This is a genomic window from Cellulomonas sp. P5_E12, assembly GCF_054049315.1.
Window position 1 is genome coordinate 74,119 of sequence record NZ_JBFUMP010000011.1, and the last position, 25,111, is coordinate 99,229.

Annotated in this window: 20 protein-coding genes; 8 read left to right on the forward strand and 12 right to left on the reverse strand. The window is 74.3% G+C overall.

Features of this window, described 5'->3' with window-relative positions; all coding sequences use genetic code 11:
• Positions 1-120 precede the first annotated feature (120 nt).
• The 5 genes from ACXJKA_RS11160 to ACXJKA_RS11180 form a co-directional block, all read right to left on the reverse strand.
• Positions 121-708 (reverse strand): regulatory protein RecX, encoded by a 588-nt coding sequence (locus ACXJKA_RS11160; protein ID WP_456825272.1) that lies wholly within the window; start codon positions 706-708, stop codon positions 121-123.
• 8 nt (positions 709-716) lie between these two features.
• Positions 717-1,757 carry a recombinase RecA gene (recA, locus tag ACXJKA_RS11165; protein WP_456825273.1) on the reverse strand — a complete coding sequence of 347 codons (1,041 nt, stop codon included), beginning with the start codon at positions 1,755-1,757 and terminating at the stop codon, positions 717-719.
• A gap of 228 nt (positions 1,758-1,985) precedes the next feature.
• Positions 1,986-2,753, reverse strand: coding sequence for an MBL fold metallo-hydrolase (locus tag ACXJKA_RS11170; protein WP_456825274.1), 768 nt, complete (start codon positions 2,751-2,753; stop codon positions 1,986-1,988).
• Positions 2,750-4,828, reverse strand: coding sequence for an alkaline phosphatase family protein (locus ACXJKA_RS11175; RefSeq protein ID WP_456825275.1), 2,079 nt, complete (start codon positions 4,826-4,828; stop codon positions 2,750-2,752). Before ACXJKA_RS11175 ends, ACXJKA_RS11170 begins: the two co-directional genes overlap by 4 nt.
• A 14-nt stretch (positions 4,829-4,842) precedes the next feature.
• Positions 4,843-5,076 (reverse strand): DUF3046 domain-containing protein, encoded by a 234-nt coding sequence (locus tag ACXJKA_RS11180; protein WP_456825276.1) that lies wholly within the window; start codon positions 5,074-5,076, stop codon positions 4,843-4,845.
• Between the two features lie 61 nt (positions 5,077-5,137).
• Between ACXJKA_RS11180 and ACXJKA_RS11185 the strand changes: the two genes are divergently transcribed.
• Positions 5,138-10,012, forward strand: coding sequence for an ATP-dependent helicase (locus ACXJKA_RS11185; RefSeq protein ID WP_456825277.1), 4,875 nt, complete (start codon positions 5,138-5,140; stop codon positions 10,010-10,012).
• A 12-nt stretch (positions 10,013-10,024) separates the two neighbouring features.
• Entirely contained in the window at positions 10,025-10,786 is a 762-nt protein-coding gene (locus tag ACXJKA_RS11190; protein ID WP_456825278.1) for a DNA-formamidopyrimidine glycosylase family protein, read from the forward strand.
• A gap of 405 nt (positions 10,787-11,191) precedes the next feature.
• Here the strand turns inward: ACXJKA_RS11190 and ACXJKA_RS11195 are convergent, their stop codons facing one another.
• The 3 genes from ACXJKA_RS11195 to pgsA all read right to left on the reverse strand — a co-directional run bounded on the left by ACXJKA_RS11195 (position 11,192) and on the right by pgsA (position 12,868).
• Positions 11,192-11,533 carry a helix-turn-helix domain-containing protein gene (locus ACXJKA_RS11195; protein ID WP_056021088.1) on the reverse strand — a complete coding sequence of 114 codons (342 nt, stop codon included), beginning with the start codon at positions 11,531-11,533 and terminating at the stop codon, positions 11,192-11,194.
• A gap of 197 nt (positions 11,534-11,730) precedes the next feature.
• On the reverse strand, positions 11,731-12,237 hold the full coding sequence (locus ACXJKA_RS11200; RefSeq protein ID WP_456825279.1) for a CinA family protein: 507 nt from the start codon (positions 12,235-12,237) through the stop codon (positions 11,731-11,733).
• Between the two features lies 1 nt (position 12,238).
• Positions 12,239-12,868: a CDP-diacylglycerol--glycerol-3-phosphate 3-phosphatidyltransferase gene (pgsA, locus tag ACXJKA_RS11205; RefSeq protein ID WP_456825280.1), complete on the reverse strand. Its 630-nt coding sequence runs from the start codon at positions 12,866-12,868 to the stop codon at positions 12,239-12,241.
• A 55-nt stretch (positions 12,869-12,923) separates the two neighbouring features.
• On the opposite strand from pgsA, the gene ACXJKA_RS11210 reads away from it, so the two are divergent.
• Positions 12,924-14,237: a CapA family protein gene (locus ACXJKA_RS11210; RefSeq protein ID WP_456825281.1), complete on the forward strand. Its 1,314-nt coding sequence runs from the start codon at positions 12,924-12,926 to the stop codon at positions 14,235-14,237.
• On the opposite strand, the gene ACXJKA_RS11215 is transcribed toward ACXJKA_RS11210, so the two are convergent.
• The 3 genes from ACXJKA_RS11215 to ACXJKA_RS11225 all read right to left on the reverse strand — a co-directional run bounded on the left by ACXJKA_RS11215 (position 14,227) and on the right by ACXJKA_RS11225 (position 19,563).
• Positions 14,227-16,425, reverse strand: a complete 2,199-nt coding sequence (locus ACXJKA_RS11215; protein WP_456825282.1) for a putative bifunctional diguanylate cyclase/phosphodiesterase — start codon at positions 16,423-16,425, stop codon at positions 14,227-14,229. The genes ACXJKA_RS11210 and ACXJKA_RS11215 overlap by 11 nt on opposite strands.
• Positions 16,422-19,088, reverse strand: coding sequence for a DNA translocase FtsK 4TM domain-containing protein (locus tag ACXJKA_RS11220; RefSeq protein WP_456825283.1), 2,667 nt, complete (start codon positions 19,086-19,088; stop codon positions 16,422-16,424). The genes ACXJKA_RS11215 and ACXJKA_RS11220 overlap by 4 nt, the downstream gene beginning before the upstream one ends.
• A gap of 64 nt (positions 19,089-19,152) precedes the next feature.
• Positions 19,153-19,563: a hypothetical protein gene (locus ACXJKA_RS11225; RefSeq protein ID WP_456825284.1), complete on the reverse strand. Its 411-nt coding sequence runs from the start codon at positions 19,561-19,563 to the stop codon at positions 19,153-19,155.
• Between the two features lie 72 nt (positions 19,564-19,635).
• Here ACXJKA_RS11225 and ACXJKA_RS11230 point away from each other — a divergent pair, with 72 nt between their 5' ends.
• The 3 genes from ACXJKA_RS11230 (at position 19,636) to ACXJKA_RS11240 (ending at position 22,288) form a co-directional block, all read left to right on the forward strand.
• A complete protein-coding gene (locus tag ACXJKA_RS11230; RefSeq protein WP_456825285.1) occupies positions 19,636-20,214 on the forward strand; it encodes a TetR/AcrR family transcriptional regulator in 579 nt (192 codons plus the stop codon).
• Positions 20,215-20,316: 102 nt separating this feature from the next.
• The gene (locus ACXJKA_RS11235; protein WP_456825286.1) at positions 20,317-21,114 is read left to right on the forward strand and encodes a hypothetical protein; all 798 of its coding nucleotides are present in this window, start codon (positions 20,317-20,319) and stop codon (positions 21,112-21,114) included.
• A gap of 55 nt (positions 21,115-21,169) precedes the next feature.
• Positions 21,170-22,288, forward strand: a complete 1,119-nt coding sequence (locus ACXJKA_RS11240) for a winged helix DNA-binding domain-containing protein (RefSeq protein ID WP_456825287.1) — start codon at positions 21,170-21,172, stop codon at positions 22,286-22,288.
• Positions 22,289-22,300: 12 nt separating this feature from the next.
• Here ACXJKA_RS11240 and ACXJKA_RS11245 read toward each other — a convergent pair whose 3' ends face one another.
• A complete protein-coding gene (locus tag ACXJKA_RS11245) occupies positions 22,301-23,056 on the reverse strand; it encodes an MBL fold metallo-hydrolase (protein ID WP_456825288.1) in 756 nt (251 codons plus the stop codon).
• A gap of 71 nt (positions 23,057-23,127) precedes the next feature.
• Here ACXJKA_RS11245 and ACXJKA_RS11250 point away from each other — a divergent pair, with 71 nt between their 5' ends.
• Both ACXJKA_RS11250 and ACXJKA_RS11255 read left to right on the forward strand, forming a co-directional pair.
• Entirely contained in the window at positions 23,128-24,078 is a 951-nt protein-coding gene (locus ACXJKA_RS11250) for a GlxA family transcriptional regulator (protein ID WP_456825289.1), read from the forward strand.
• Between the two features lie 73 nt (positions 24,079-24,151).
• Positions 24,152-25,084 (forward strand): DMT family transporter, encoded by a 933-nt coding sequence (locus ACXJKA_RS11255; RefSeq protein ID WP_456825290.1) that lies wholly within the window; start codon positions 24,152-24,154, stop codon positions 25,082-25,084.
• The last annotated feature ends 27 nt before the right edge of the window (positions 25,085-25,111 follow it).

A 25,111-nucleotide genomic window follows, 5' to 3' on the forward strand; every position in this document is an offset into this window, starting at 1 on the left:
CGTCCGGGTGGGACCCGCAACGAAGCCGGTGCGCGGTCCGGCTCATTGTCCCTCACCGGGACCGGCCGCCCGGGACATCGCCACCCGGTCGAAACCGGCGGAATCCCGGCTCTCGACGGGTCAGAGGCCCACGTCGGAGCCGTCGAGCCCGGCGCCGTCCGCCGCGCCGACGGCGTCGAGCTCCTCGCGCACGAGCCGCGCGACCAGGCCCGGCGGGTACCCCTTGCGACCCAGGGCGGCGAACGTCCGCCGCGCCCGCGTCTGCGCGTCGAGCCCGGCGGTCGACCTCAGCTTGCGCCGCACGAGCTCCCGCGCGGCGGTCTCCTCGTCGTCGGAGTCGACCTGCTCGAGGGCCTCGCCGGCCAGCTCGTCGTCGATCCCCCGGCGCCGCAGCTCGACCGCGATGGCCCGGCGTGACAGGCCGCGCTCCGCGTGCCGGGTCCGCACGACCATCCGGGCGTACTCCGCGTCGTCGATGAGCCCGACCTCGGTGAACCGGTCGAGCACCCGCTGCGCGACGTCGTCCGGCACGTCCTTGCGCGCCATCGCCTCAGCCAGCTGCGACCGGCTCCGCGCCGACGACGTCAGGAGCCGGAGCGCGATCGCTCGCGCCACCGACTCCTGGTCCGGCTCGACGTCCTGAGCCGCCGAGCCGGTCGGAGGCGGCTCGCTGCCGTCCCGCCCCCGACGTCGGGTACCACCGGTCATGGGACTGCTCAGAAGTCGACGGCCGGAGAGGCGTCGGCCGGCGCATCGACGCGGGCGCCGATGCCGAGCTTCTCCTTGATCTTCTTGTCGAGCTCGTTGGCCAGGTCGGGGTTGTCCTTGAGGAAGGAGCGGGCGTTCTCCTTGCCCTGCCCCAGCTGGTCGCCCTCGTACGTGTACCAGGCGCCGGACTTGCGCACGAAGCCGTGCTCCACGCCCATGTCGATGAGGCTGCCCTCGCGGGAGATGCCGACGCCGTAGAGGATGTCGAACTCCGCCTGCTTGAAGGGCGGCGCCATCTTGTTCTTCACGACCTTCACGCGCGTCCGGTTGCCGACCGCCTCCGTGCCCTCCTTGAGGGTCTCGATGCGGCGGATGTCCAGGCGGACCGAGGCGTAGAACTTGAGCGCCTTGCCACCCGTGGTCGTCTCGGGCGAGCCGAAGAACACGCCGATCTTCTCGCGCAGCTGGTTGATGAAGATGGCCGTGGTGCCGGACTGGTTGAGCGCACCGGTGATCTTGCGCAGCGCCTGCGACATGAGCCGCGCCTGGAGGCCGACGTGGCTGTCCCCCATCTCGCCCTCGATCTCCGCCTTGGGCACGAGCGCGGCCACCGAGTCGATGACGACGATGTCGATGGCGCCGGAGCGGATCAGCATGTCCATGATCTCGAGCGCCTGCTCCCCGGTGTCGGGCTGCGAGACGAGCAGCGCGTCGGTGTCGACGCCCAGCTTCTTGGCGTACTCCGGGTCCAGCGCGTGCTCCGCGTCGATGAACGCGGCGATGCCACCGGCCCGCTGCGCGTTGGCCACGGCGTGCAGCGCGACCGTGGTCTTGCCCGAGGACTCCGGGCCGTAGATCTCCACGACGCGGCCGCGGGGCAGCCCGCCGATGCCGAGCGCGACGTCCAGCGCGATGGAGCCGGTGGGGATGACCTCGACCGGGGCGCGCCCGTCGTCGCCGAGGCGCATGATCGATCCCTTGCCGAACTGGCGGTCGATCTGGCTGAGTGCGGCCTCGAGGGCCTTGGCACGATCCTGGGGTGCGGGCATGTCCGACCTCGTCTGTCTCGAGCAGCGTGGTGCTGCGGTACGGGGGCTGGTCTCGTCGCGAGTGACGCTATGCCCGACCACCGACATCCCGACCGGACCACCCCCGCCCCGGGGATCCGGCAGACGCCGGAGGGGCTGTGGGAGGCTCGGTCGCTCACCCGCACGATCCACCCTAGCCGAACAGATGTTCGATGCACGCGACACGCCGTGAGCGTGTCGCAGCGTGTCTCAGGCGACGCTGATCTGCTCCCCGGGCATCGCCACGTGCACCTGCAGGCCGGGCGCGACGCGGGCGGCGGCGGCGGCGAACGCGGGGCCGGAGTGGTCCATCCACCCCGGCGGCAGGCGTCGCGACACGGGCGCGTGCAGCGTCCCCCAGTGCACCGGGACGGCCACCCGTGCGCCGACCACGGCACAGGCGCGCGCGGCCTGGACGGCGTCCATGTGGCCGCCCGACAGGCGCGGACCCCACCCGCCGACGGGCACCAGCGCGAGGTCGATCGGGCCGCCCGCGAGCGCCGGGATGTCCGCCATCGCCGCGAACGGCGCGGTGTCCCCCGCGAACCAGACGCGCAGGGAGTCCGTCGCGACGACGAACCCGTGGGTCGCGTTCGGCCGGTGGGGCATCGGCCGGTGCACGTGGATCGCGGGGACCAGGCGCACCCGCACGTCGGAGCCGGGGACCGACCACCACTCGGTGTCCGTGAGGCCGACGGCGCCACCGATCCCCTTGTGGCGCAGCCAGCGGGCGTTGGCGGGCGCGCTGACCACCGGGACGTCGTCGAGCAGGCGCAGGGAGCCGATCTCGGCGTGGTCGTGGTGCAGGTGCGAGATCAGCACGGCGTCGGGGTCCTGCCAGTCTCCGCGGCGGGGCGCGGCGCCCCGGCGACGCAGGAGCCCCGCGTGCCGGAGCAGCAACGGGTCGGTGAGCAGCCGGACGCCGTCCACGTCGAGCACGGTGCTCGCGTGGCCGAGCCAGCGGACCTGCAGGTTCACGGCCGCAGGCCCGCGGCGTCCGCCCACCGGACCAGCTGCTCGTGCACCGCCTCGGCGCCCACGAGGATCTCGTGGTCGCCGACGGGCTCGCGCAGCTCGTCGGACAGGGCCCATCGCGTCGGGTGGAGCAGGAAGGCGTGGTTCTGGGCGCCGCCGATGCCACCGTGCGAGCCGACCTGGCCCTCGAACGCGTGGATGTGCCCGCGGTCGGTCACGGTCGAGATGAGCAGCAGGTCCCCCGTGTGCGAGAGCCGCGCCGCGCGCAGGAGGTCCGCGTGCCCGCGGGGGCCGTAGGGCGCGAGCGGGTCCTCGCCCTCCGGCTCGGCGCCGGGCTGCTCGAGGAGCACGAGACCGCGGGGGCCGATGGCGACCAGGCCGCTGGCCAGCGTGTCGACCACGACGACGCCCACCCCTGGCCGTTCGGCGAGCCCGGTCACCAGGCCCGGCCAGCGCTCCTGGAACTCCTCGAGCGTCAGCCGGTGCGGCACCTGCGGGAACCAGACGAGGCCCAGGTTCCCCGACCCGACCGTGACCACGTCGGGCAGGTCGTCGACGTCGGCGGGCTTCTTGGGGCGCCCCTGGTCGGGCCCGAGGACGGTCGAGCCGCGCGAGAGGTTGAGGGCGCTGTTGACCAGGGCGTTGAGCAGCCCCCAGTCCTCGCCGGTGCTGCTCTCGACGCCGTCCGCAGCCGGCTCCGCCATGAGCGCGCGCACGGAGTCGAGCAGCGTCTCGCCGCCGAGCTGCTCGTACGTGGCACCAAGCGCCTGGCCGTGGTCGGAGAGCACCACGATCTCGTAGTCGCGCGGCGCGACCGCCACCACGCGCTCGAGGGTGCCGAGCACCCGGTCGAGGCCCTCGAGCGAGCGCAGCGACTCCGGCCGGGTGGGCCCGGCGTGGTGGGCGATCTCGTCGTAGTCGACGAGGTCGACGTAGATCGTCGGCGCACCGCGCAGCAGCGCCTCGGCCACGAGCGACGTGTTGAGGTCGCGCAGGAGAACGTTCGTGATCCCCCGCAGCACGACGTACCAGCCGGCGCGCGAGATGCGCGGCTGGACCTCGCGCACCCGCTGCCGATGGGCCTGGTACAGCTCCTTGAGCATCTCGCCGACCGACAGGGTCACGGCGCGGGCCAGCACGAACGGGCTCGCGAAGAACCGCACGTACGCGGGACCGGGCCCGAGACCTCCGTCGGGCCCCTTGGTCCGGGACCGGCTCATCACCACGAAGGCCGTGGCGGCATCGCCCGAGAACATGGTGGAGACCGCCGTCCCGCCGCCCGCGAGGAGCCCCTTGCCGGTGGTGAGCCGCTGCTCGACCAGGGCGGCGTCCTCGGGGTGGTTGGTGACGACGAGCCGGCCCAGGTCGCGGTCCCACCAGCGGAACGCCGGGATCTGCGACGAGTCGCCGTGCAGCAGGCCCGCCTGGCTCGCGGGCGTGGTGGACGGGATCCGGGCCCACCAGTCCTCGAGGGTGTGGCCGCCCGTGCTCAACCAGCGCTGGATGTTGGGTGCAAGCCCGGCCTCGATGGCCTCCCGGAGCACCGGCGCGGCGACTCCGTCCAGCTGCACGACGAGCATCCCGGCCCGGCGCTCCTCGCCTGCCACGGGTGCGCTGACACCCTCTCGACGAGCCTGCCGCCGCGCCCGCCGCACGAGGTCGGACACGACGTAGTCGCTGTTGCTCGCGCCGATCACCCACCGGCCGATCGCCATGACGACCGCCGTGAGCACCAGGACCCCGAGGACGGACCAGAGGTTGTCCGCGCCGATGCCGGGTACCAGCCCGAGGGCGAGCCACAGCACCGCGACCTGGGCGAGCAGCCCGAGCCCGAGCGCCAGCGCGGCGCTCCCCCGCCGGGCCAGGAACCGCAGCGGCGCCCGGAGCAGCAGGTCGCCCGCCGCCACCACGACCGCCGCGAGCACGATGGCCCACGGGCTGTCCGCGCGGACGCCGTCGATGAGCCAGACGGCGATGGCGAGACCCAGGGTGGTCGTGGCGAGCGTCAGCACCGCCTCCCCGATGTCGCGCAGGGTCGGCATCCAGGTCGGGGTGCGCATGCCGGTCGATGAGGTCATCGGGGGTGCCGCTCCTATGCCCGCGGCGGGGCCGGACGCCTGGCGTCAGCCCCCCAGCGCTCGTTGTCGGGGATCTCGAGCTCGTCGCAGAGCGCGTGCCAGACCGTGCGGGGCTCGACGTTGTCGTCGAGCGCCTGCATCGCGGTCCGCTGGTCGAGCCCACGCAGCACCAGCTCGCGGGTGAGCTCACGCCCGTGCGCGCTGCCGAGCACCTCGTCCACCAGCTGCCAGAACTCTCGTAGCCTCACGGGGACACACTGCCATCCCCCGGGGGGCGCGGGTGTCGGTGGGGGCCGACAGAATGGCCCGGTGGTGCTGAGGAGCTTCTCCGACCCGACCCGGGCGTGGTTCACGGGTGCGTTCCTCGAGCCCACCAGCGCGCAGCTGGGCGCCTGGACGGCGGTCGCGGGCGGCGACCACGCGCTCGTCGTCGCACCGACCGGGTCGGGCAAGACGCTCGCGGCCTTCCTCTGGGCGCTGGACGGTCTGCTCACCGGTCAGGCACCCGAGGACCCCGTCGAGCGGTGCCGGGTCGTCTACGTCTCGCCGCTCAAGGCGCTGGCCACCGACGTCGAACGGAACCTGCGCTCGCCCCTGGTCGGTATCCGGCAGGCCGCGACGCGCCTGGGCCTGACCCTGCCGGACGTGACCGTCGGCATCCGCACCGGCGACACACCGCCCAGCGAGCGCCGGGCCTTCGCGACGAAGCCGCCGGACATCCTCATCACCACGCCCGAGTCGCTGTACCTCGTGCTGACGTCGGGAGCCCGCTCCGGCCTCGCGGGCGTGCGCACGGTGATCATCGACGAGATCCACGCGGTCGCCGGCACCAAGCGGGGCGCGCACCTCGCGCTGTCGCTCGAACGGCTCGACGCCCTCCTCGACCACCCCGGCGGTCCCGGGCCGGCGCAGCGGATCGGCCTGTCGGCCACGGTGCGCCCGGTCGACGCGGTCGCCGAGTTCCTGGGCGGTGCCCGCACGCCTGAGGACGGGGGCCGGTCGGTCGTGGTCGTGCAGCCACCGTCGACCAAGAAGATCGTGGTCGACGTCGTCGTCCCCGTGCCGGACCTTTCCGACCTGCGCAGCGCGTCGCCGGCGGACGAGCCCGACCTGTCGGGGGCGGCGGCGGGCGAGCTGCCGCGCCCCTCCATCTGGCCGCACGTCGAGGAACGCGTGGTCGACCTGGTCGCCGCGCACCGCTCCACGCTCGTGTTCACCAACTCGCGCCGGGGGGCCGAGCGGCTCACGGCGCGGATGAACGAGGTGTGGGCCGAGCGGTCGGGCGAGGACGTGCCCGATCCCGCGACCCTCCGCGCGGCGCAGGTCCCGGCGCAGTCCGGCACCGCCGTCGGCGTCGACACCCGCGAGGCCGCGACGATCCTGGCGCGCGCGCACCACGGTTCGATGAGCCGCGCGGAGCGGACCCGCACCGAGTCCGAGCTCAAGGCCGGGCTGCTGCCCGCGGTCGTCGCGACCAGCTCGCTCGAGCTCGGCATCGACATGGGCGCGATCGACCTCGTGGTGCAGGTGGGCTCGCCGCCGTCCGTGGCCAGCGGGCTGCAGCGCGTCGGCCGCGCGGGCCACCAGGTCGGGGCCGTGTCCCGCGGAATCGTGTTCCCGACGTTCCGCGGCGAGCTGGTGCCCGCGGCGGTGACGGCGCAGCGGATGCGGGACGGCGCGCTCGAGGCGCTGCGGATCCCGCGCAACCCTCTCGACGTGCTCGCGCAGCAGATCGTGGCCATGGTCGCCATCGAGGACTGGTCGCTCGAGGAGCTCTCCGCCGTCGTGCGCCGCGCGTCGCCGTTCTCCGGGCTGGGCGAGGCGACGTTGCGCGCGGTGCTCGACATGCTCGCCGGGCGGTACCCCAGCGAGGAGTTCGCGGAGCTGCGCCCCCGGCTGGTGTGGGATCGCGTGCGGGACGTGCTCAGCGGCCGTCCCGGCGCGCTGCGCCTGGCGGTGACCAGCGGCGGGACCATCCCGGACCGCGGGCTCTACGGCGTGTTCCTCGCCAGCAGCGCGACCACGAGCGACGTGCCCGTCGACGCCGAGCGCACGGGCGGCACCGTCCGCGGCGGCAAGCGCGTGGGCGAGCTGGACGAGGAGATGGTCTACGAGTCGCGCGTGGGCGACATGTTCACGCTCGGCTCGAGCACCTGGCGCATCGACGACATCACGCCCGACCGCGTCCTGGTCACCCCGGCCCCCGGGGTGCCGGGCCGCCTGCCGTTCTGGAAGGGCGACGCACCCGGCCGCCCCGCAGAGCTGGGCCAGGCGATGGGCGCCTGGGTGCGCGAGCTGGGCGCACTGTCGCCCGACGACGCCCGCGCCCGCGTCGAGGGCGCGGGCCTGGACCCGTGGGCCGCCGACAACCTCCTGACCTACCTGGGCGAGCAGCGCGAGGCGACCGGCGAGGTGCCGTCGGACAACGTCCTGGTGGTCGAGCGGTTCCGCGACGAGCTGGGCGACTGGCGGGTGGTCGTGCACTCCCCGTACGGCGCGCGCGTGCACGCCCCGTGGGCGATCGTCATCGGTGCCCGCCTGCGCGAGCGGTACGGGGTGGACGCGGCGGCGATGCACTCGAACGACGGGATCGTGCTGCGGCTGCCGGACATGCTCGACGCGGGCTTCGAGGGCGGCCTCGGGGTCGAGGACCCGTGGGCGGAGTCGACCGGCCCGGCGATCGCAATGGCAGACCTGCTGATCGACCCCGACGAGGTGCTCGATGCCGTGCGGGCCGAGCTCGGTTCCTCGGCCATGTTCGGCGCGCGGTTCCGCGAGGCCGCCAGCCGAGCGCTGCTGCTCCCCCGGCGCCGGCCTGACCGGCGCCAGCCGCTGTGGCAGCAGCGGCAGAGGTCCGCGCAGCTGCTGGCGGTCGCGGCGGAGTACCCCGACTTCCCGATCCTCCTCGAGGCCGTCCGCGAGTGCCTGCAGGACGACTTCGACACCGACGCGCTCACCACCCTGATGCGGGACGTCGCGGCGCGCCGGATCCGCGTCGTCGAGGTCACCACGACGCAGCCGTCGCCCTTCGCGCAGTCGCTGCTGTTCGGGTACACCGCGCAGTTCCTCTACGACGGCGACGCACCGCTGGCCGAGCGCCGCGCGGCGGCCCTGACCCTCGACCCGACCCTGCTGGCCGAGCTGCTCGGGCAGGGCGGGGAGTCCCAGCTGGCCGACATTCTGGACCCCGAGGCGGTCGTGCGCACCGAGGCCGAGCTCAGCGGTCGCGCGCCCGAGCGCCAGGCGGGCACGCTCGAGCAGCTCGCGGACGCCGTCCGGCGCCACGGCCCGCTCACCGCCGACGAGCTCCGCGAGCGCACCCGGCCCGAGGTCCGGGACCAGGTGCCGCCCTGGCTGACCGAGCTCGAGAGCGCTCGGCGCCTGATCCGTGTGCGGCTCGGTGCCGTGAGCCCCGAGCGTGCGGACCAGTGGGCGGCCGTGGAGGTCGCAGGGCGGCTGCGAGACGCGCTCGGGGTCGCCCTTCCGGTCGGTGTGCCCGAGGTGTTCACCGAGATCGTGCCCGATCCTGTGGGTGACCTGCTGCGCCGGCACGCGCGCACGCACGGCCCGTTCACCGCCGCGCAGGCCGCCGCCCGGTTCGGCTGGGGCGTCGCGGTGGTGACCGAGACCCTGCGCCGGCTCGAGCGGCTCGGGGTGCTGGTCCAGGGGCGGCTGCGCCCCGACGTGCTCGGCGGCACGGGCGACGAGTTCTGCGACGCGGACGTGCTGCGGACGCTGCGACGACGCTCGCTCGCCGCGCTGCGGGCCGAGGTCGAACCGGTCGCCCCGCAGGCTCTGGGGGTCTTCCTGCCGCGCTGGCAGGGCGTCCAGCCGGTCGGTGGGTCCGGGCGGAGCTCCGCGACCGGCTCGCTGCGCGGCGTCGACGGGGTCGCCCGGGTGGTGGAGCAGCTCGCCGGCGCCGTGCTGCCCGCGTCGGCGCTCGAGACCCACGTGCTGCCCGCGCGCGTGGCCGACTACACCCCCGCGATGCTCGACGAGCTGACCGCCGCCGGCGAGGTCGTCTGGGCGGGCCACGGAGCGCTCGCCGGTCACGACGGACTCATCTCGCTGCACCCCGCGGCCGTGGCGGACCTGACCCTGCCGCCGGCCCTGGCCCTGCCTGACGAGCCGCTGCACGCCGCCATCCTCGAGGCGCTCGACGGGGGCGGCGCCTGGTTCCTCGGCGCGCTCGCCGAGCGTGTCCGCCAGCTCCACGCCGACGAGGCCTCGCCGAGCCAGGCGACCGTCGCCGAGGCGGTCTGGGACCTCGTGTGGAGCGGGCACGTGACCAACGACGGGCTCGCGCCGCTGCGCGCCTGGCTGGGCAGCGGCAGCACGGCGCACAAGACCCGAGCGGCCGCGCCGCGCGGTCGATCCCTGCGTCCGCGGCTCGGGCTGCGGGCCGCGGTCCAGCTGGCCGGGGACCCCGGCACACGGTCGTCCGCGCTCGGCGTGAACGGGGCCGCGAGCGGCGGCCGGTGGTCCTTGCTCCCGGCGCGCGAGGCCGATCCGACCCTGCGCGCCCACGCGCTCGCCGCCCAGCTGCTCGACCGGCACGGGATCCTCACGCGGGCGGTCGCGCCGGCTGAGGGCATCGGCGCCCGGTTCGGCGACGTCTACAAGGTGCTGTCCGCGCTCGAGCAGGGCGGGCAGGTGCGCCGCGGCTACTTCGTGGAGCGGCTCGGCGGCTCGCAGTTCGCGCTGCCCGGCGCCGTCGACCGGCTGCGCGTCGACGCCCAGGTGGTCGACCGGGCAGCCGACGAGCAGGCCGCGCACGACAGGCAGGTGGTCGTCCTCGCCGCGACCGACCCCGCGAACCCCTACGGCGCCTCGCTGCCGTGGCCGCCACCCGGCCCCACGCCGAACGACCCGGCCGCCGGGCGCCACCGACCGGGCCGCAAKGGCGGAGCCCTCGTCGTGCTGGTCGACGGGGCGCTGGTGCTCTACCTCGAGCGGGGCGGCCGCACGGTGCTGTCGTTCACACCCGATGCCGCGGTGCTCACGGCGGCCGCCGACGGGCTCGCGTCGACGGTGCGCACCCGGCGCTCCGGTCGGCTGACGATCGTCCGCATCGACGGCGTCGAGGTCCTGGCCGGCGCGCTGCACGGCACCCTGGGGCAGGCCTTGGTCGGCGCGGGATTCGCGACGACGCCCCGCGGGCTGCGCCTGCGGGACCGCCCGTGACGGCGAGCCCCCGTGCCTGAGGGCGACATCCTGCGCCGGACCGCCGACCGGTTCCAGCTCGCGCTCACCGGGCACGTCGTGGTCCGCTCCGACCTGCGCTGGCCGTCCGCCGCCACGGTGGACCTCGTCGGCACGACCGTGCTGGAGACCCGTTCCTACGGCAAGCACCTGCTCACCCGGTTCGACGACGGCCGCACGCTGCACACCCACCTGCGCATGGAGGGCTATTGGCGCATCTGGCGGACGGGAACCCGCGAGGCCGCCGCGCGCTCACCGCAGGTCCGCGCCGTCCTGGCCACCGACGCCTGGACCGCGGTCGGACATCACCTGGGGATGCTCGACGTGGTGCGCACGCGGGACGAGCGCACCCTCATCGGTCACCTCGGACCCGACCTCCTCGGCGAGACGGTCGACGTCGACGAGGCGCTGCGGCGCTGGGCGGCCCGCGGAGCGACGCCGGTCGCCGAGGTGCTGCTCGACCAGACGGTCGTCGCCGGGATCGGCACCATCTTCGCCGCCGAGTCGCTGTTCGCCGAGCGCCTCTGGCCCTGGACGCCGGCCGACGCGATACCGGACCCGTCCCGGCTGCTCGCCGTCGCGCGCCGACTGCTGCAGCGCGCCGTCGCCGACGGGAGGCCGCCGGGGCACGTCCATGGGCGGCTGCGCCAGCCATGCCACCGCTGCGGTGCCCGGATCGAGGTGCGCCAGGCCCGCAAGCCGCCGATGGAGCGGCCGATCTTCTACTGCCCGCGCTGCCAGGCCGACCGCGGCTGAGCCCGCAGTCCCCCATGGGCCCCCGACTGGGCCTCGGGCGTCGAAGAGGGAACGAGCAGCGGACGTCGCGACTCACCGTGCATGAAGTCGGAGCGGGAACGAGCGACGGCCCGCGGACTTCTTCCACGGACCGTGCATGAAGCGGGAACGAGCAACGGCCTGCGGACTTCCTCCACCGACCGTGCACGACGTCGGAGCGGGATTGAGCACCGGCCCGCGGACTTCTTCCACGGGCCTTTCACGGCGTCGGACCGGAAACGAGCAACGGCCCGCGGACATCGTCCACGGACCGTGCATGAGGACGTCCGGACATCGCTGTCCGTCGTCGTGGGCGCGCCCCAGAGCGACCCACCGATCGGACGGACGGATCCGCCCGATCATCGAAGGATGGCCGAGGCCATCCGATCAGCCGATGGCGGCGAGCTCCGACCGCGACCGCGCCCAGCCGGAGTCGGCGGCACCGGCCACCGACGCCGCGAGGTCCGCGGGCACCGTGTCGGGGATCAGCAGACCCTCGGCGACTGCGACGCGGTCACTGACCTCGCGCAGGACGAGCGACATCGGGACATCGAGCGCCTCGCAGATGCTGTTGAGCAGCTCCGACGACGCTTCCTTCTGACCCCGCTCCACCTCGCTCAGGTACCCGAGCGAGACGCGGGCGGCCGACGACACCTCGCGCAGGGTGCGCCCCTGGCGCTGTCGCGCATCCCGCAGCACATCGCCGATCTCTCGACGGAGTACAACCATCCGGGCTCCCCCTCTCGCGTCACGTGCCACATCCACTCCGGGAACCGGAGTCCGAACAACCGAAGAACCCTGCTGTCCCTTGACCGGGAGGATTCCACCGTACCTTGCACCGCCGACACGCGAAGGCATGCGTCGTGCCGGGGGTCGAGTGCTCATCACGGTCGTAGTAACGGTCCGTCGAGCGCAAGTGTTCCCGCTCACCTGCCCGGTGCACCCTCGGACGCGCGAGATTCACCCCGATCGGCCACGATCTCCACCCCGAGCGCCAGCACCGCCTCCACACTCTGCGCGCGGACGGCTCCCCGGTCGCCGACCAGCCGGAGCGACCGGACGTGCGTGCCGCCGGGCGTCGAGACCGCGACGTGCACGGTGCCGGGCGGGTGCCCGTCCTGCGGGTCGGGACCGGCGACGCCGGTGGTCGCGAGGCCGACGTCGGCGCCCAGCCGCGCACGGATGCCGGTGGCCATGGCGCGGGCGACGTCGGGGTCGACGGCGCCACGCTCCGCCAGCAGCACCTGGTCCACGTCGAGCAGCGCCGCCTTGAGCTCGGTGGCGTAGGCGACGACGGCACCCCGCAGCACGGACGAGGCGCCGGGCACGTCGACGAGGGTCGCGCTGACCAGCCCGCCGGTCAGCGACTCGGCGACGGCCAGGGTCCAGCCGCGTGCACCGACGGCCGCGAGCAGGTCCGAGGCGAGCGACACGTCACAGCCCGGCGGCGGGCGGCCGGCTCGCGGCGCGGCTGATCCGCAGCCCGGTGCGCGCGTAGTCGAGGCCGGTCACGACCGTCACCACGAGCGCTGCGGCCATCATGATCTGCGCGACCACCATGACGAACGTCGGCAGCTGGTCGAGCGGCAGCAGGTAGAGGCCGATGGCGACGGACTGCAGCACGGTCTTCAGCTTGCCGCCGCGCGAGGCGGGCAGCACCACGTAGCGCAGCAGGAAGAAGCGCATCGCCGTGATGCCGAGCTCGCGGACCAGGATGATGACCGTGACCCACCAGGACAGGTCGCCCAGGTAAGACAGCAGGATCAGGGCCGTGCCGATGAGCACCTTGTCCGCGATCGGGTCGAGGAGCTTGCCGAGGTTGGTGACCTGGCCCGAGCGGCGGGCGAGCCAGCCGTCGAGGCGGTCGGTGGCCGCCGCGAGGGCGAACAGCGCGGTCGCGACGAGGCGACCGGTCGTGCTGTGACCTCCGTCGATCAGGAGGGCCCAGGCGAAGAACGGCACCATCGCGATCCGCAGCACCGTGAGCGCGTTCGCCAGGTTCCAGGCGGACGGCCCGGAGGACGCTGCGGGCACGGAGGGCGCTGGGGGTACGGCGTCGGACACCCAGACAGCCTAGAGCGATGCGGAAGGTGGCCCGTCCACCCATTACAGTCCGCCCGTGACCCGCCATGCCCGCGCCGGCCGAGGCCTGCCCGTAGCCGTCGGCCTCGCGGTCCTGCTGGTCGTCGTGGTGAGCCTCGGTGCCGCCGGAGCCGCCGCCCTGCGCTCGTCGGACCAGAGGGTCGCCTCGCAGACCTCCGCACCCACCGCGCCGACGGCCGGCCCCACCACGCCGACACCGACGCCGACCCCGACGGCCGATCCCGACGCGGAGCTCTCGATCGTCGCGGCCGGGGACGTGCTGCCGCACCTGCCGGTGCTCGCGGACGCCCGGGTGGCCGGCGGCGGCTACGACTTCGCTCCCGTGCTCTCCTCGATGGACCCGTGGATCCAGGGTGCCGACCTCGCCCTGTGCCACCTCGAGGTGCCCATCGCTCCCGCCGGCACACCGCCGAGCGGGTACCCGATGTTCGGCACACCGGCGCAAATCGCGTCGTCCCTGGAGGCGCAGGGCTGGGACGGCTGCTCGACCGCATCGAACCACTCGGTCGACCAGGGGTTCGCGGGCGTCACCGCGACGCTCGACGCGCTGGACGCCGCCGGGCTCGGCCACGTGGGCACCGCCCGCAGCGCGCTCGAGCAGTCGCAGCCGCAGCTGTACATGCTCGAGCGGGCCGGGCGGACGATCACCGTGGCGCAGGTCGCCGCGGCGTACGGCACGAACGGGATGCCGATCGACTCTGACAAGCCGTGGTCGGTGAACCTCATCGACGTCCCGGCGCTGGTGGCGCAGGCCAGCGCCGCGCGGGCGGCCGGCGCGGACCTCGTGATCGCGAGCATCCACTGCTGCGTCGAGTACCGCACGGAGCCGACGCCCGAGCAGGTGGCGATCGACCAGCAGCTGGCCGACTCCGGCGCGATCGACCTGGTCATCGGCCACCACGCGCACGTCCCGCAGCCGGTGGTCCACCTGGCCGGCGGGCCGCGCGGCGAGGGCATGTGGGTGGCCTACGGCCTCGGCAACTACGTCTCCAACCAGGACAGCGAGTGCTGCGTGGAGAACACCGACTCGGGGCTGCTGCTCACGGCGCACGTGGAGGCCACCGGCGCCTTCCCGGCGCAGGGCCGCGAGGCCGGACCCGCCCGCGTGACCGGCGTCGAGTGGACGCCGGTCACGGTCGACCGCCTCGGCGGCCACCAGGTCCACGCGCTCGTCGACATCCCCGCCGGCACGGGCACGCTGACGTCCGCGCAGGTGGCGGACCGGACGGCCCGGGTGGTCGCCGCCGCCGGCACCGCCGCGCCGCAGCGGACCTCTCCCCTCGCACCGACCGGGCGGGCGCCCGTCGTCGTGGCCCGCGTCAGCGGCTGATGTCGCCCGGCTGTGCGCTGCCGTACAGCCAGCCCTGCCCGTAGCGCCACCCGTTGCGGTGCAGGTACTCGGCCTGCTCCTCGTGCTCGATGCCCTCCGCGATGGTCACCATGGCGAGCTCGCGGGCCAGGGCGCCGAGGGCGCGGGCGACCTTGCCGGCGGTCGGGTCCTCCGGGATGCCGGAGGTGAAGGACATGTCGAGCTTGACGCCGGCGACGGGCAGGTCCCGCAGGTAGGACAGCGGGGACACCCCCGTGCCGAAGTCGTCGAGCAGGATCGGGACGCCCGCGGCGGACAGCTGCGTGAGCTCGTGGCGGATCCGGGTACCGGACGCCACGAGCGAGGACTCGGTGAGCTCGACGACGATCCGGCCCGCGGTCAGGCGGTGCCGCGAGATCTCCGCGAGCAGCGTCGTCGCGAACTCCCCGTCGCCCAGCTGGTCGGCGGAGACGTTGACCGACACCCAGCGGGTGCGGTCGTGGATCGACGCGACGAACTCCACGACACGCGTGGCCACGAGCTGGCCGAGCGCGACGGACATGCCCGTCTCCTGGATGAGCGAGAGGAACGAGGCCGGCAGCAGCAGGCCGCGCGTCGGATGCTCCCAGCGGACCAGGGCCTCGTACCCGACCACCCGGGCGTCGGACAGGTCGACGATCGGCTGGTAGTGGACCACCAGCTGGTTCTCCGCGATCGCCGCGGTGAGCTCGCGGTGCAGGTCGGACGCCGAACCCTGGGTCATCGACGCCTCGTAGACCTCCGTGCGACCGCGGCCCGACCCCTTGGCGCGGTACAGCGCCGCGTCGGCCGCGGCGAGCAGCGCGGGCGCCCCGCCCTCGATCGTGTCCGGGTCCGCGAGGGCGATCCCGATGCTCGCCGCCACGGTCAGTCGTCGCCGACCGACCCGGACCGGCTCCAGCAGGCCGGAGTGGATCGCCGCCGCGACCTCGAACACCGCCCGCGGACCGTCGAGGTCCTGCACGACGACGACGAACTCGTCGCCACCGAGCCGCGCGACGGTCCCCCGGCGGGCGGTCGCGGCCCGCAGCACGCCCGCGACGTGCACCAGCACCTCGTCGCCCGCGGCATGGCCGTACCGGTCGTTGATCTCCTTGAAGCCGTCGAGGTCGCAGGCCAGCACGGCGACGCGGTCGACGATGCCCGGCTGCTCGAGGACCGACTGGAGGACCTCCTGCAGGAGGGTGCGGTTGGCAAGGCCCGTCAGGGGGTCGTGCATCGCACGGTGGGTGAGCATCTCGGCCTGCAGCCGCGACTCGGTCGAGTCGCGCACCTGCACGACGAAGTGGTCCGGCGCGCCGGCCGGCGTGCGAACCAGCGCCGCGTCCAGCGCGACCCACACCTGGTGCCCGTCGGCCCGCTGGTAGCGCTTCTCGAGGGAGAACCGATGCTGCCCCCCGCCCAGCAGGCGGTCGACCTCGAGGCGCTCGGCGGGCCGCCCCTCCGGGGTGCTCAGGTCCTCCATGCGGTAGCCGCGCAGGGCGCCCACACTGGTGCCCAGCAGCTCCGCGAAGGCGGCGTTGGCCTCGACGATCCGCCACTCCACGTCGACGAGCGCCATGCCGATCGGCGCGTTCTCCATCGCGACCCGGAACTGCATCTCGCTGCGCGACAGCGCCGCCTCGACCTCCCGACGGCCCGTCACGTCGACCAGCGTGGTGAGCACGGCCGCGGCGTCACCGTCGCCGGCCGGGACCAGCTGGCTGGCCACCTGGACCATCCGCGCCTGCGTGGTGTCGGTGCCCGGCAGCGCGACGCCCACGAGCTCGGAGTCGACCGTCCACCCCGCGCGCGCCACCCCGGACCGGTGCCCCAGGACCGCGGCCGGGTTCATCGCCAGGCCCATCTCGTTGACCAGCACGACGGGCAGGTCACCCACCGACCGCCCGACGGAGGACGCCGCGTCGATGCCGAGGATCGCCGCCGCCCGCTCGGAGATGTCGAGCACCTTGCCGGACAGCGACTGGACCAGCACGCCCTCCTTGGTCACGGACTGGAGGGCGTCGTACCGGTGCCGCAGCTCCCGCGACAGCTCGAGCAGCTCGTTCGCCCGCCGCACCTGGGCGCGCTGCTTGCCCAGCAGGATGAGCACGGCGACCAGGGACACGATCGCGACGATCGCGATCACCGTGCTGACGACCCCGAGTGGGTCGGAGGTCGCGGCGGTCACCGACCCCCGCCGGACCAGCGTCCGGCGTCGTCCTCCTCCGCGCCGTCGAAGTAGTCGGTGGCCACCGGCGGCTCGCCCGGGAGGGCGCCGTCGACCGTGGCGTACCTGTCTTCCTCCTCGCCCGGTGCCCCGCGGAGCATCGCGAGCGTCCCCGGGAGGTCGTCCGGCTGCACCAGCACCTCGCGCGCCTTGGAGCCCTCGGACGGCCCGACGATCTCGCGCGACTCCAGCAGGTCCATGAGGCGGCCGGCCTTGGCGAACCCGACGCGCAGCTTGCGCTGCAGCATCGACGTCGAGCCGAACTGCGTGGTCACCACCAGCTCCGCGGCCTGCAGGAGCAGGTCGAGGTCGTCGCCGATGTCCTCGTCCACCTGCTTCTTCACCGCGGCCACGGTGACGTCCTGCCGGTAGACGGGCTTGAGCTGCTTCTTCACGTGCTCGACGACGGCGTGGATCTCCGACTCCGAGACCCACGCGCCCTGGGTGCGCATGGGCTTGGCCGCGCCCATCGGCAGGAAGAGCGCGTCACCCTGCCCGATGAGCTTCTCGGCGCCCGGCTGGTCGAGCACGACGCGGGAGTCCGTCAGGCTGCTCGTGGCGAACGCGAGGCGGGACGGCACGTTGGCCTTGATGAGGCCGGTGACCACGTCGACGCTGGGGCGCTGCGTGGCCAGCACGAGGTGGATGCCGGCCGCGCGGGCGAGCTGCGTGATGCGCTGGATCGACGCCTCGACGTCACGGGGGGCGACCATCATGAGGTCGGCCAGCTCGTCGATGATCACGAGCAGGTACGGGTAGGTCGCGATCTTGCGCTCGGAGCCCGGCAGCGGCTTGACCTTGCCCGCGCGGACCGCTGTGTTGAAGTCGTCGATGTGCTTGAACCCGAAGTTCGCCAGGTCGTCGTAGCGCGCCTCCATCTCGCGCACCACCCACTCGAGCGCCTCGGCGGCCTTCTTCGGGTTCGTGATGATCGGCGTGATGAGGTGCGGGATGCCCTCGTAGATCGTCAGCTCGACCCGCTTGGGGTCGACCAGCACCATGCGCACCTCGTCGGGCGTCGCGCGCATGAGGATCGAGACGATCATCGAGTTGACGAAGCTCGACTTGCCCGCGCCGGTGGCGCCGGCCACGAGCAGGTGAGGCATCTTGGCGAGGTTGGCCGTGACGTAGCCGCCCTCGACGTCCTTGCCGACGCCGATCACCATCGGGTGCTCGGTGCGCTTGGCCGCGCTGGAGCGCAGCACGTCGCCCAGCGACACGGTCTCCCGGTCGGTGTTGGGGATCTCGATGCCGATGGCGGACTTGCCCGGGATCGGCGAGAGGATCCGGACGTCCGCGCTGGCCACCGCGTACGCGATGTTCTTGCTGAGCGCGGTGACGCGCTCGACCTTGACGGACCGGCCCAGCTCGACCTCGTACCGCGTGACGGTCGGGCCGCGCGTGAAGCCCGTGACCTGCGCGTCGATCTCGAACGCCTCGAGCACGGACGTGAGGGACTCGACGACGCGGTCGTTCGCCGCCGAGCGCACCTTGTGCGGTGCGCCCTTGGCGAGGGCGTCCTCGGCCGGCAGCGTGTAGAGGACGTCGCCGCCGAGCATCGGCTGCTCGCCCCGCGGGACGGGCGTGGTCTCCGGGGCGACCAGCGGCGCCTTCGCGACGACCGTCGTCGGCACGGTGTCCGGCGCGGCGTCGCGCGCCGCCTGCGCCTCCGCCTCGGCCTCGGCGGCCGCGACGATCGCCGCGCGCGCGAACGCCTCGTCGCCGTCGTACTCGTCGAGCCGGGTGTCCTCGGGCTCGTCGACCTCGTCGGCACGCTTGCGCCGGCGCCCGAGCAGGCTCCGCTTGGCGGGCGGTGCCTCGATCTCGGGCACCGCGGTATGCAAGGCGTTGATGACCAGCGGCGCGTCGTCGTCGACCTCGACCGGTTCGGCCGCGTCCCGGTGGTTACCGGTCAGCTTGTCGTAGACGCCGCGCAGCCGCGGGATCACCTGGTGCACCGGCGTCGCGGTGACGACGAGCACGCCGAAGAACGCCAGCAGGATCAGCAGCGCGACGGCCACCCCGGGCGTGAGCAGGCTGGCCAGCGGGGTGCCGACGAGGAAGCCGACGATCCCGCCCGCGGCGCGCAGTGCCGCGAAGTCGTCGGTGCCCGGCATCCCGGCGCCGATGTGGACGAGCCCGCAGACGGCCAGCGTGATCGCGCCGAGGCCGATGACGATGCGCCCGTTCGCCTCCACGCGCTCCGGGTGTCGCATGAGCCGGATCGCGATCCCCAGCAGCACGATCGGAACCACGACGCCGACCTTGCCGAACGTGCCGGCGACGATGTTGTGCACGGCCGTCCCGGCGGTGCCGGACAGGTCCCACCACTCGCGAGCGGCGATGACGATCGCCAGCGCGAGCAGGGTGAACGCGAGACCGTCCCGGCGGTGCGACGGGTCGAGGTCCCGGGCGCCGCGTCCCACGCGGCGCGCGGTGCCGCCGACGAGGTGCGCCGTGCCCATGAACACGCCCTTGACGATGCGCACGGGCAGCGCCGGGCGCGGCGGCGGCGGGGCCGGCTTGCGGCCCTGCGGGCGCGAGGATCCGGACGGTCTGCCGGAGGCGCGCGACGTCGCCGGCGCACCGGAGCGGGCGCGAGGGGTGGACGTACGAGTCGCCATGGTCCTCAAAGTAGTCGGCGGCGCCGCGGAGACGGGCGCGCCCGGGTGCGTGTCGGCCGCGCGTTCACCCGAGCAGCAGGCCGACGCCCAGCGTGACCACCCCGGCGGCGAGCAGCACGGCCCCCACGCCGAGCAGCGCGACGGCCCGGTTCGGCCGCTCACGCCCCGGACCCATGGCCGAGAAGAAGAAGCCGGCCGACATGACGATCGCCGCGAGCAGCACGCCGGTCTGCGCGAGCCAGCGCCAGAACCCGGTCAGCGACGTGGCCTCCCCCAGCAGCAGGCAGACGAGCCCGAGCGTGACCAGCACGCCGGCGTGCGCGTGGCCGGCGCGGTAGAAGGCCTTCTGGAAGTCGGTCGCCTGGTTCTTGCCGGTGGCGACCCGCAGCAGGAACGCGCCCCCGGACTCGATCGCGACCACCGTGAGGGCCACCACCCCGGCGGTGGTCCGGGCGGCGTCGGTCAGCTCGATCATGGCTCCTCCTCGTTTACGAACACTGTTATAGAACGCTGTTCGCAAACGTGCGTCAACCCCTAGACTCGCCCGATGGCCCGTCCCCGCGTCCACGACGACGCCCTGCGCGCACGCCTGCTCGAGCAGGCGTCGGCCCTCGTCGCGACGGGCGGCGCGGCCGCGCTGACCGTCCGCGACCTCGCCGCCCGCGCGGGCACGTCGCCATCCGCCGTCTACTCGCTGTTCGGCAGCCGCGACGACCTCGTGCGGGCCGTGGGCGACGAGGCCTTCGCACGGTTCGCCGAGCGCCTCGCCGCGGTCCCCCGGACCGCCGACCCCGCGGCCGACCTGCTGGGCCTGGGGCTCGCCTACCGGCAGCACGCGCTGGACGACCCGCACTTCTACCGCGTGATGTTCGGCGCGCGCGGCGCCGGCCTCCAGGACGGGACGCGCGGCACGGCCACGGCCAGCGCGACGTTCGGCGTGCTGCGCGACGCCGTCGCGCGCGTGCTCGGCGTCGACGATGCCGTGGCGCAGGAGCCGGCGCTGGGGCTCTGGGCGCTGGTCCACGGCCTGGTCGAGCTGGAGCTCGACGGCCTGCTGCCGGGTGGGGCCGACGACCGGTACACCCGCGTGCTGCGGGCGGCGGGCCCGGCGATCCTCGGCGGCTGATGATCGGCCGTCGTGATCCCCGGACAGCTCGCCCCTGCCGTCGCTAGGGTCGGCGGGACGCGACCGGCGCAGGGCCCGGTCGTCGGACGACGGGAGCGCACCGTGCCGCACCGGACCGCCCTCGTGGTCGCCCTCGCTGTCACGTCGCTCGTCGCGGGCTGCGGCCAACCCGCCCCGGAGGCGGTCCCACCGGCGGTCCCTCCCGTCGAGCGGCCCGCTCCGGGACCGCTGTGGACGTACCTCGACCAGGTCGACGTGAGTGCCGCCAGGCGGGTGAACGAGGAGCGGACCCGGGCTTGCGTGGCCGACGCGGGGTTCATGTACTGGCCGGACGACCCGAACCACGAGCTCATGCAGGACACCCTGCCGTTCGCGCGCGCGTGGGGGTACGGCGGCCTGAGCATCTCCCCGGTCAGCACGGCGGACCTCAACGCCGCGTTCGTCCGCAGCCTGTCCGGACCGGACCGCGAGCGATACGAGGCCGCGCTCGCCGGCTGTGCGTCCGCCGACGTCGAGGAGTCCGCGCGGGCCTGGCAGGACGACCCGGAGTTCGCGGACCTGCACGCCGAGCTCATCGGCTGGGCGCTGGCCAGTGTCGACGACCCTCGCGTGCACGCGGCCGACGAGCCGTGGTCCGCGTGCATGGACGAGGCCGGCTACGACGTCGGTTCTCCGGACGACGCCGAGCAGCAGGCGTCCGCAGCCACGAACGACGGCACCTTCCCCGACCCGGAGGAGGTACAGCAGGCGGAGATCGCTCTGGCGGTCGCCGACCTCACCTGCCGCGCGTCCACGGGGTACGACGAGGCCACGACGGCCGCCTGGCACGTGCTCCAGCAGGAGTTCGTCGACGCACACCGCGGGCAGCTGGAAACGCTGGTCGCGGCGCACGCGCTCTGAGCCGCGCGGCGGCGGCCGACCTGCCGTTGTCGGAGGCTCGTGCCACCGTGGAGCCATGTCCGTGAGCCGAACGCAGGTGCTGCGGTACCGGGTGCACGCACAGCAGCTCGACCGGTCGACGCGGAAGGACCGTCGACCGGACGACGCCGCCATCCTCGACCTCGGCGTGCAGGACACCGGTCCCGATGGCGCGCTGTGGGCGCTCGCGCTGCGGGGCGTGCCGGTGCGCGCGCACGAGTGGCCCCGCGAGCTCGCGCTGGCGTGGACCCTCCGGGCAGCGCCGCACGCGTACCGGCGTGCCGACCTGACGTCCGTGGAGAAGGCCCTGCGGCCCTACTCCGAGGCCGACGCCGCGTCGCGCGTGCTCAACGCGGCCCCGTCACTGAAGGCGGCGGACATCACGGTGGTGGAAGGCCTCGCCGAGACGGCRCGCACGATGCGGCGGGTCGTCGACGAGCCGAGGGACAAGGGCGCCGTGTCGACGCGGATGACCGCCGAGATGACCGTGCCGTACCTCCGGTGGTGCGAGGCCTGCGGCGTCACGCACATGTACGAGATGCCGTTCCGGCTCGCCGCACTGCACGCCGGCCTCGAGCTGGAGCCCTACACCTCTCCCCCGGTCCTCCGGCGGATCCCGCGCTGGCCCGCGGGCCAGGTGGGCGTCCTGGACCGCCCACCGACCCAGGACGACGGACGGCTGGACCTCGTCCGCGGCCTCCTGCACCTGCTCGGCCCGCTCACGCACAAGCAAGCGGCGGCGTACGTCGACTCGCCCGTGCGGGACGTCAAGGAGCGGTGGCCCGACGACGCCGTTGAGATCGATCTCGACGGTCACCCCGCCTGGCTCCTGGACGCGGACCGCGCTGCCCTCGAGGACCCGCCGGACGAGCCGGTCGTCCGGCTGCTCGGACCGTACGACCTGTACCTGCAGGGCCGCGACCGCGAGCTCCTGGTGCCCGACAAGGCACATCACAAGGCGCTCTGGCAGAGCATCGGCCGCCCGGGCGCGGTCCTGGCGGACGGCGAGATCGTCGGCACCTGGCGACCGCGCGCCAAGGGCAGCACCCTCGCGCTCGAGCTCGACCAGTGGGTGCCGTGGTCGGCGCGGACCAAGGACGCGGTCGGCGTCGAGCACGAGCGGCTGGCCGAGTTCCGCGGGCTGACGCCGACCTGAGGCGCCGCCTTCTTAGAGCTCTGTCGGGACCCCTCGCTCGAGCACGACCAGCCGGTCGCGCCGGCCCCCGGCCTCGAAGCGCGCCTCCACCGCCGCCAGCGGCTCGACGAAGTGCGCCCAGTCGCTGTGGTGCACCGGGACGATCCGCGCGCCGGGCAGCAGGTCCGCGGCGGCGCTCGCCCGGGCGGCGTCGAGGGTGAGCGGCTCGTCACCCAACCGGCCGACGTCCGCCCCGCCGACGAACAGGACGGCCAGCTCGATCCCCGGCACGCGGCGGGCGATCGCGTCGACGACGTCGATCGAGGCGTTGTCGCCCGACACGTAGAGCGTCGGCCACCCGTCGGCGGCGAGGACGAAGCCGGTGACGACACCGGTCACCGGCTCGGCCCCCTCGGGCCCGTGCCGCGCGGGCACGGCGGTGACCGTCACCGCGCCGACGGTCACCCGCTCCCACGGCTCGAGGCCCCGCACGCTGTCCAGGCGGGCCGCGGCGTCCGGTGTGGACAGGACCGTCGGCACCGAGGCGAGCAGCGCGCGCCCCGCCCGGTCCAGGTTGTCGGCGTGCTGGTCGTGCGAGAGCAGGACGACGTCGACGGCGCCCAGCTGCTCGGGCGCGACCGCCGGTCCCACCAGCTTGTGCAGCGTGATCCCGGCGCCCGAGTGCTCGCCCGGCGGATCGAACGTCGGGTCGGTGAGGAACGCGAGACCCGCGTAGGTGAGGTGCAGGGTCGGTCCGCCGACGAACGTCGCGGTGATCGAGGAGGTCATGCCTCCAGCGTCGGCCCACCTGCGCGGGCACGACCAGTGGCCCGCAGGACGATGTTCGCTAGGATCGGGCCATGCACGAGGTCGCCGTCGTCGCCTTCCCCGGGATCAGCCCGTTCCACCTGGCCGTGCCGTCCACCGTCTTCGCCGCCCGTTCGCGCAGCGCGCCGACCCCGCGCTACCGCGTCACGGTCTGCGCGGAGACCCCCGGCCCGATCAGCACCGACGCGGGCTACGACCTCGTCGTCGCGCGCGGCCTCGACGCCCTGGCCGAGGCGCAGACCGTGGTGATCCCCAGCTGGCACACCGACCTCGAGCCGTCGGACACCCTCCTCGCGACGATCCGCGGCGCCCATGCCCGCGGCGCGCGCGTCGTCGGGCTCTGCCTCGGCTCGTTCGTCGTCGCCGCTGCCGGGCTGGTCGACGGCCGCGACGTCGCGACCCATTGGTCCGCGGCTCCGGAGCTCGCGCGGCGGCACCCGTCCGCCACGGTGCGGTCGGACGTCCTGTGGTGCGACCTGGGCGACGTCGTCACCTCCGCCGGCGTCGCGGCCGCGCTCGACTGCTGCCTGCACGTCGTCCGCAGCGACCACGGCGCCGCATTCGCCGCCGACGTGGCGCGCACCCTCGTGCTCGCCCCGCACCGCGACGGCAGCCAGGCGCAGTACATCCCGGCACCCGTGGCCCCCGAGCCGTCCGCCGACCCCGTCGAGGTCGCCATGGGCTGGGCCGCCGCCCGCCTCGACGAGCCCCTCGACCTCGACGCCTGGGCGGCGAGCGTGCACCAGTCACGGCGCACGTTCACGCGCCACTTCCGCGCGCGCACCGGTGCGAGCCCGGCGCAGTGGCTCCTGCGCCAGCGCCTGGTGCGCGCCAGGGTGCTGCTCGAGTCGACCGACGCGCCCGTCGAGCAGGTGGCGGCCGCCGCCGGGTTCGGCTCGTCCGCGGCGCTGCGCCAGCACTTCGCGCGCGAGTTCCGCACGAGCCCGCGCCAGCACCGGGCGACGTTCCGCACGTCGCCGTGAGTGTCGGTGGGGCGCCCTACGGTGGATCCATGGTTCTCGTGGCGACGGTGTCGCTCCCCTGCCTGGATCCCACGTGAGCCGCCGCGGCTGGTTCCTCCTGGTCGCGGTCGGCGTGATCTGGGGCATCCCGTACCTGCTCATCAAGGTCGCCGTCGGGGAGGTCACCCCGGCGACCGTCGTCTTCGTCCGCACGGCGCTGGGTGCGCTGCTCCTGCTGCCGTTCGCCGTCCGCGGCGGGGGCCTGCGCGTGCTGCGCGGGCACTGGCGCGCCGTCCTCGGGTTCGCGACGCTCGAGATCGTCCTGCCGTGGATCCTGCTGTCCAACGCCGAGCGGACGCTGTCCAGCTCGACCACCGGGCTGCTGGTCGCCACCGTCCCCATCGCGGCGGTCGTCCTCGGCCGGTTCGTCGACCACCGGCCCGTCGCACTCGTGCGCTGGATCGGGCTGCTGGTCGGGCTCGGCGGCGTGGCGCTGCTGCTCGGTCCGGGCGCCGCGGGCGGCGACCCGTGGGCCGTCGCGCAGGTGCTGCTCGCGGCGCTGGGCTACGCGACGGCGCCGATCATCGCCGACCGCTGGCTGCGGGACGTCCCGGCGATCCCGCTGACCGCCACGTGCCTCGCGATCACGGCCCTGGTGTACGCCCCGTTCGTGCTGGCCACGGGCCCGCAGCCCTGGCCACCGCTGAACGCCGTGCTTGCGCTGGTCGGACTCGGCGCCCTGTGCACCGCGCTCGCGTTCGTCCTGTTCTTCCGCCTGATCGTCGAGGTCGGCGCCGCGCGGTCCACGCTCGTGGCGTACCTCAACCCCGTCGTGGCGGTGGCGCTCGGCGCCCTCGTGCTCGACGAGGCGATCACGATCACGGTGCTCGCCGCGACGGCCCTGATCCTGCTCGGGTCGGCGGCCGCCTCGCGCCGTCCGCGCGACGACAGACCCGTGCCGTCGGAGCCAGCAGGCCCGGCGACGGTCGAGCAGACGCTCGCGACCGACGGCGTCACGCCGAACTGACCCACGACGCCTCACGGCCCCGCCCTG

Coding starts and splice junctions, on each gene's coding strand:
- ACXJKA_RS11245 (WP_456825288.1), bottom strand. CDS start 23,056: ATGACCTCCTCGATCACCGCGACGTTCGTCGGCGGACCGACCCTGCAC.
- ACXJKA_RS11195 (WP_056021088.1), bottom strand. CDS start 11,533: ATGGTTGTACTCCGTCGAGAGATCGGCGATGTGCTGCGGGATGCGCGA.
- ACXJKA_RS11225 (WP_456825284.1), bottom strand. CDS start 19,563: ATGATCGAGCTGACCGACGCCGCCCGGACCACCGCCGGGGTGGTGGCC.
- ACXJKA_RS11250 (WP_456825289.1), top strand. CDS start 23,128: ATGCACGAGGTCGCCGTCGTCGCCTTCCCCGGGATCAGCCCGTTCCAC.
- ACXJKA_RS11220 (WP_456825283.1), bottom strand. CDS start 19,088: ATGGCGACTCGTACGTCCACCCCTCGCGCCCGCTCCGGTGCGCCGGCG.
- recA (WP_456825273.1), bottom strand. CDS start 1,757: ATGCCCGCACCCCAGGATCGTGCCAAGGCCCTCGAGGCCGCACTCAGC.
- ACXJKA_RS11230 (WP_456825285.1), top strand. CDS start 19,636: ATGGCCCGTCCCCGCGTCCACGACGACGCCCTGCGCGCACGCCTGCTC.
- ACXJKA_RS11160 (WP_456825272.1), bottom strand. CDS start 708: ATGACCGGTGGTACCCGACGTCGGGGGCGGGACGGCAGCGAGCCGCCT.
- ACXJKA_RS11175 (WP_456825275.1), bottom strand. CDS start 4,828: ATGACCTCATCGACCGGCATGCGCACCCCGACCTGGATGCCGACCCTG.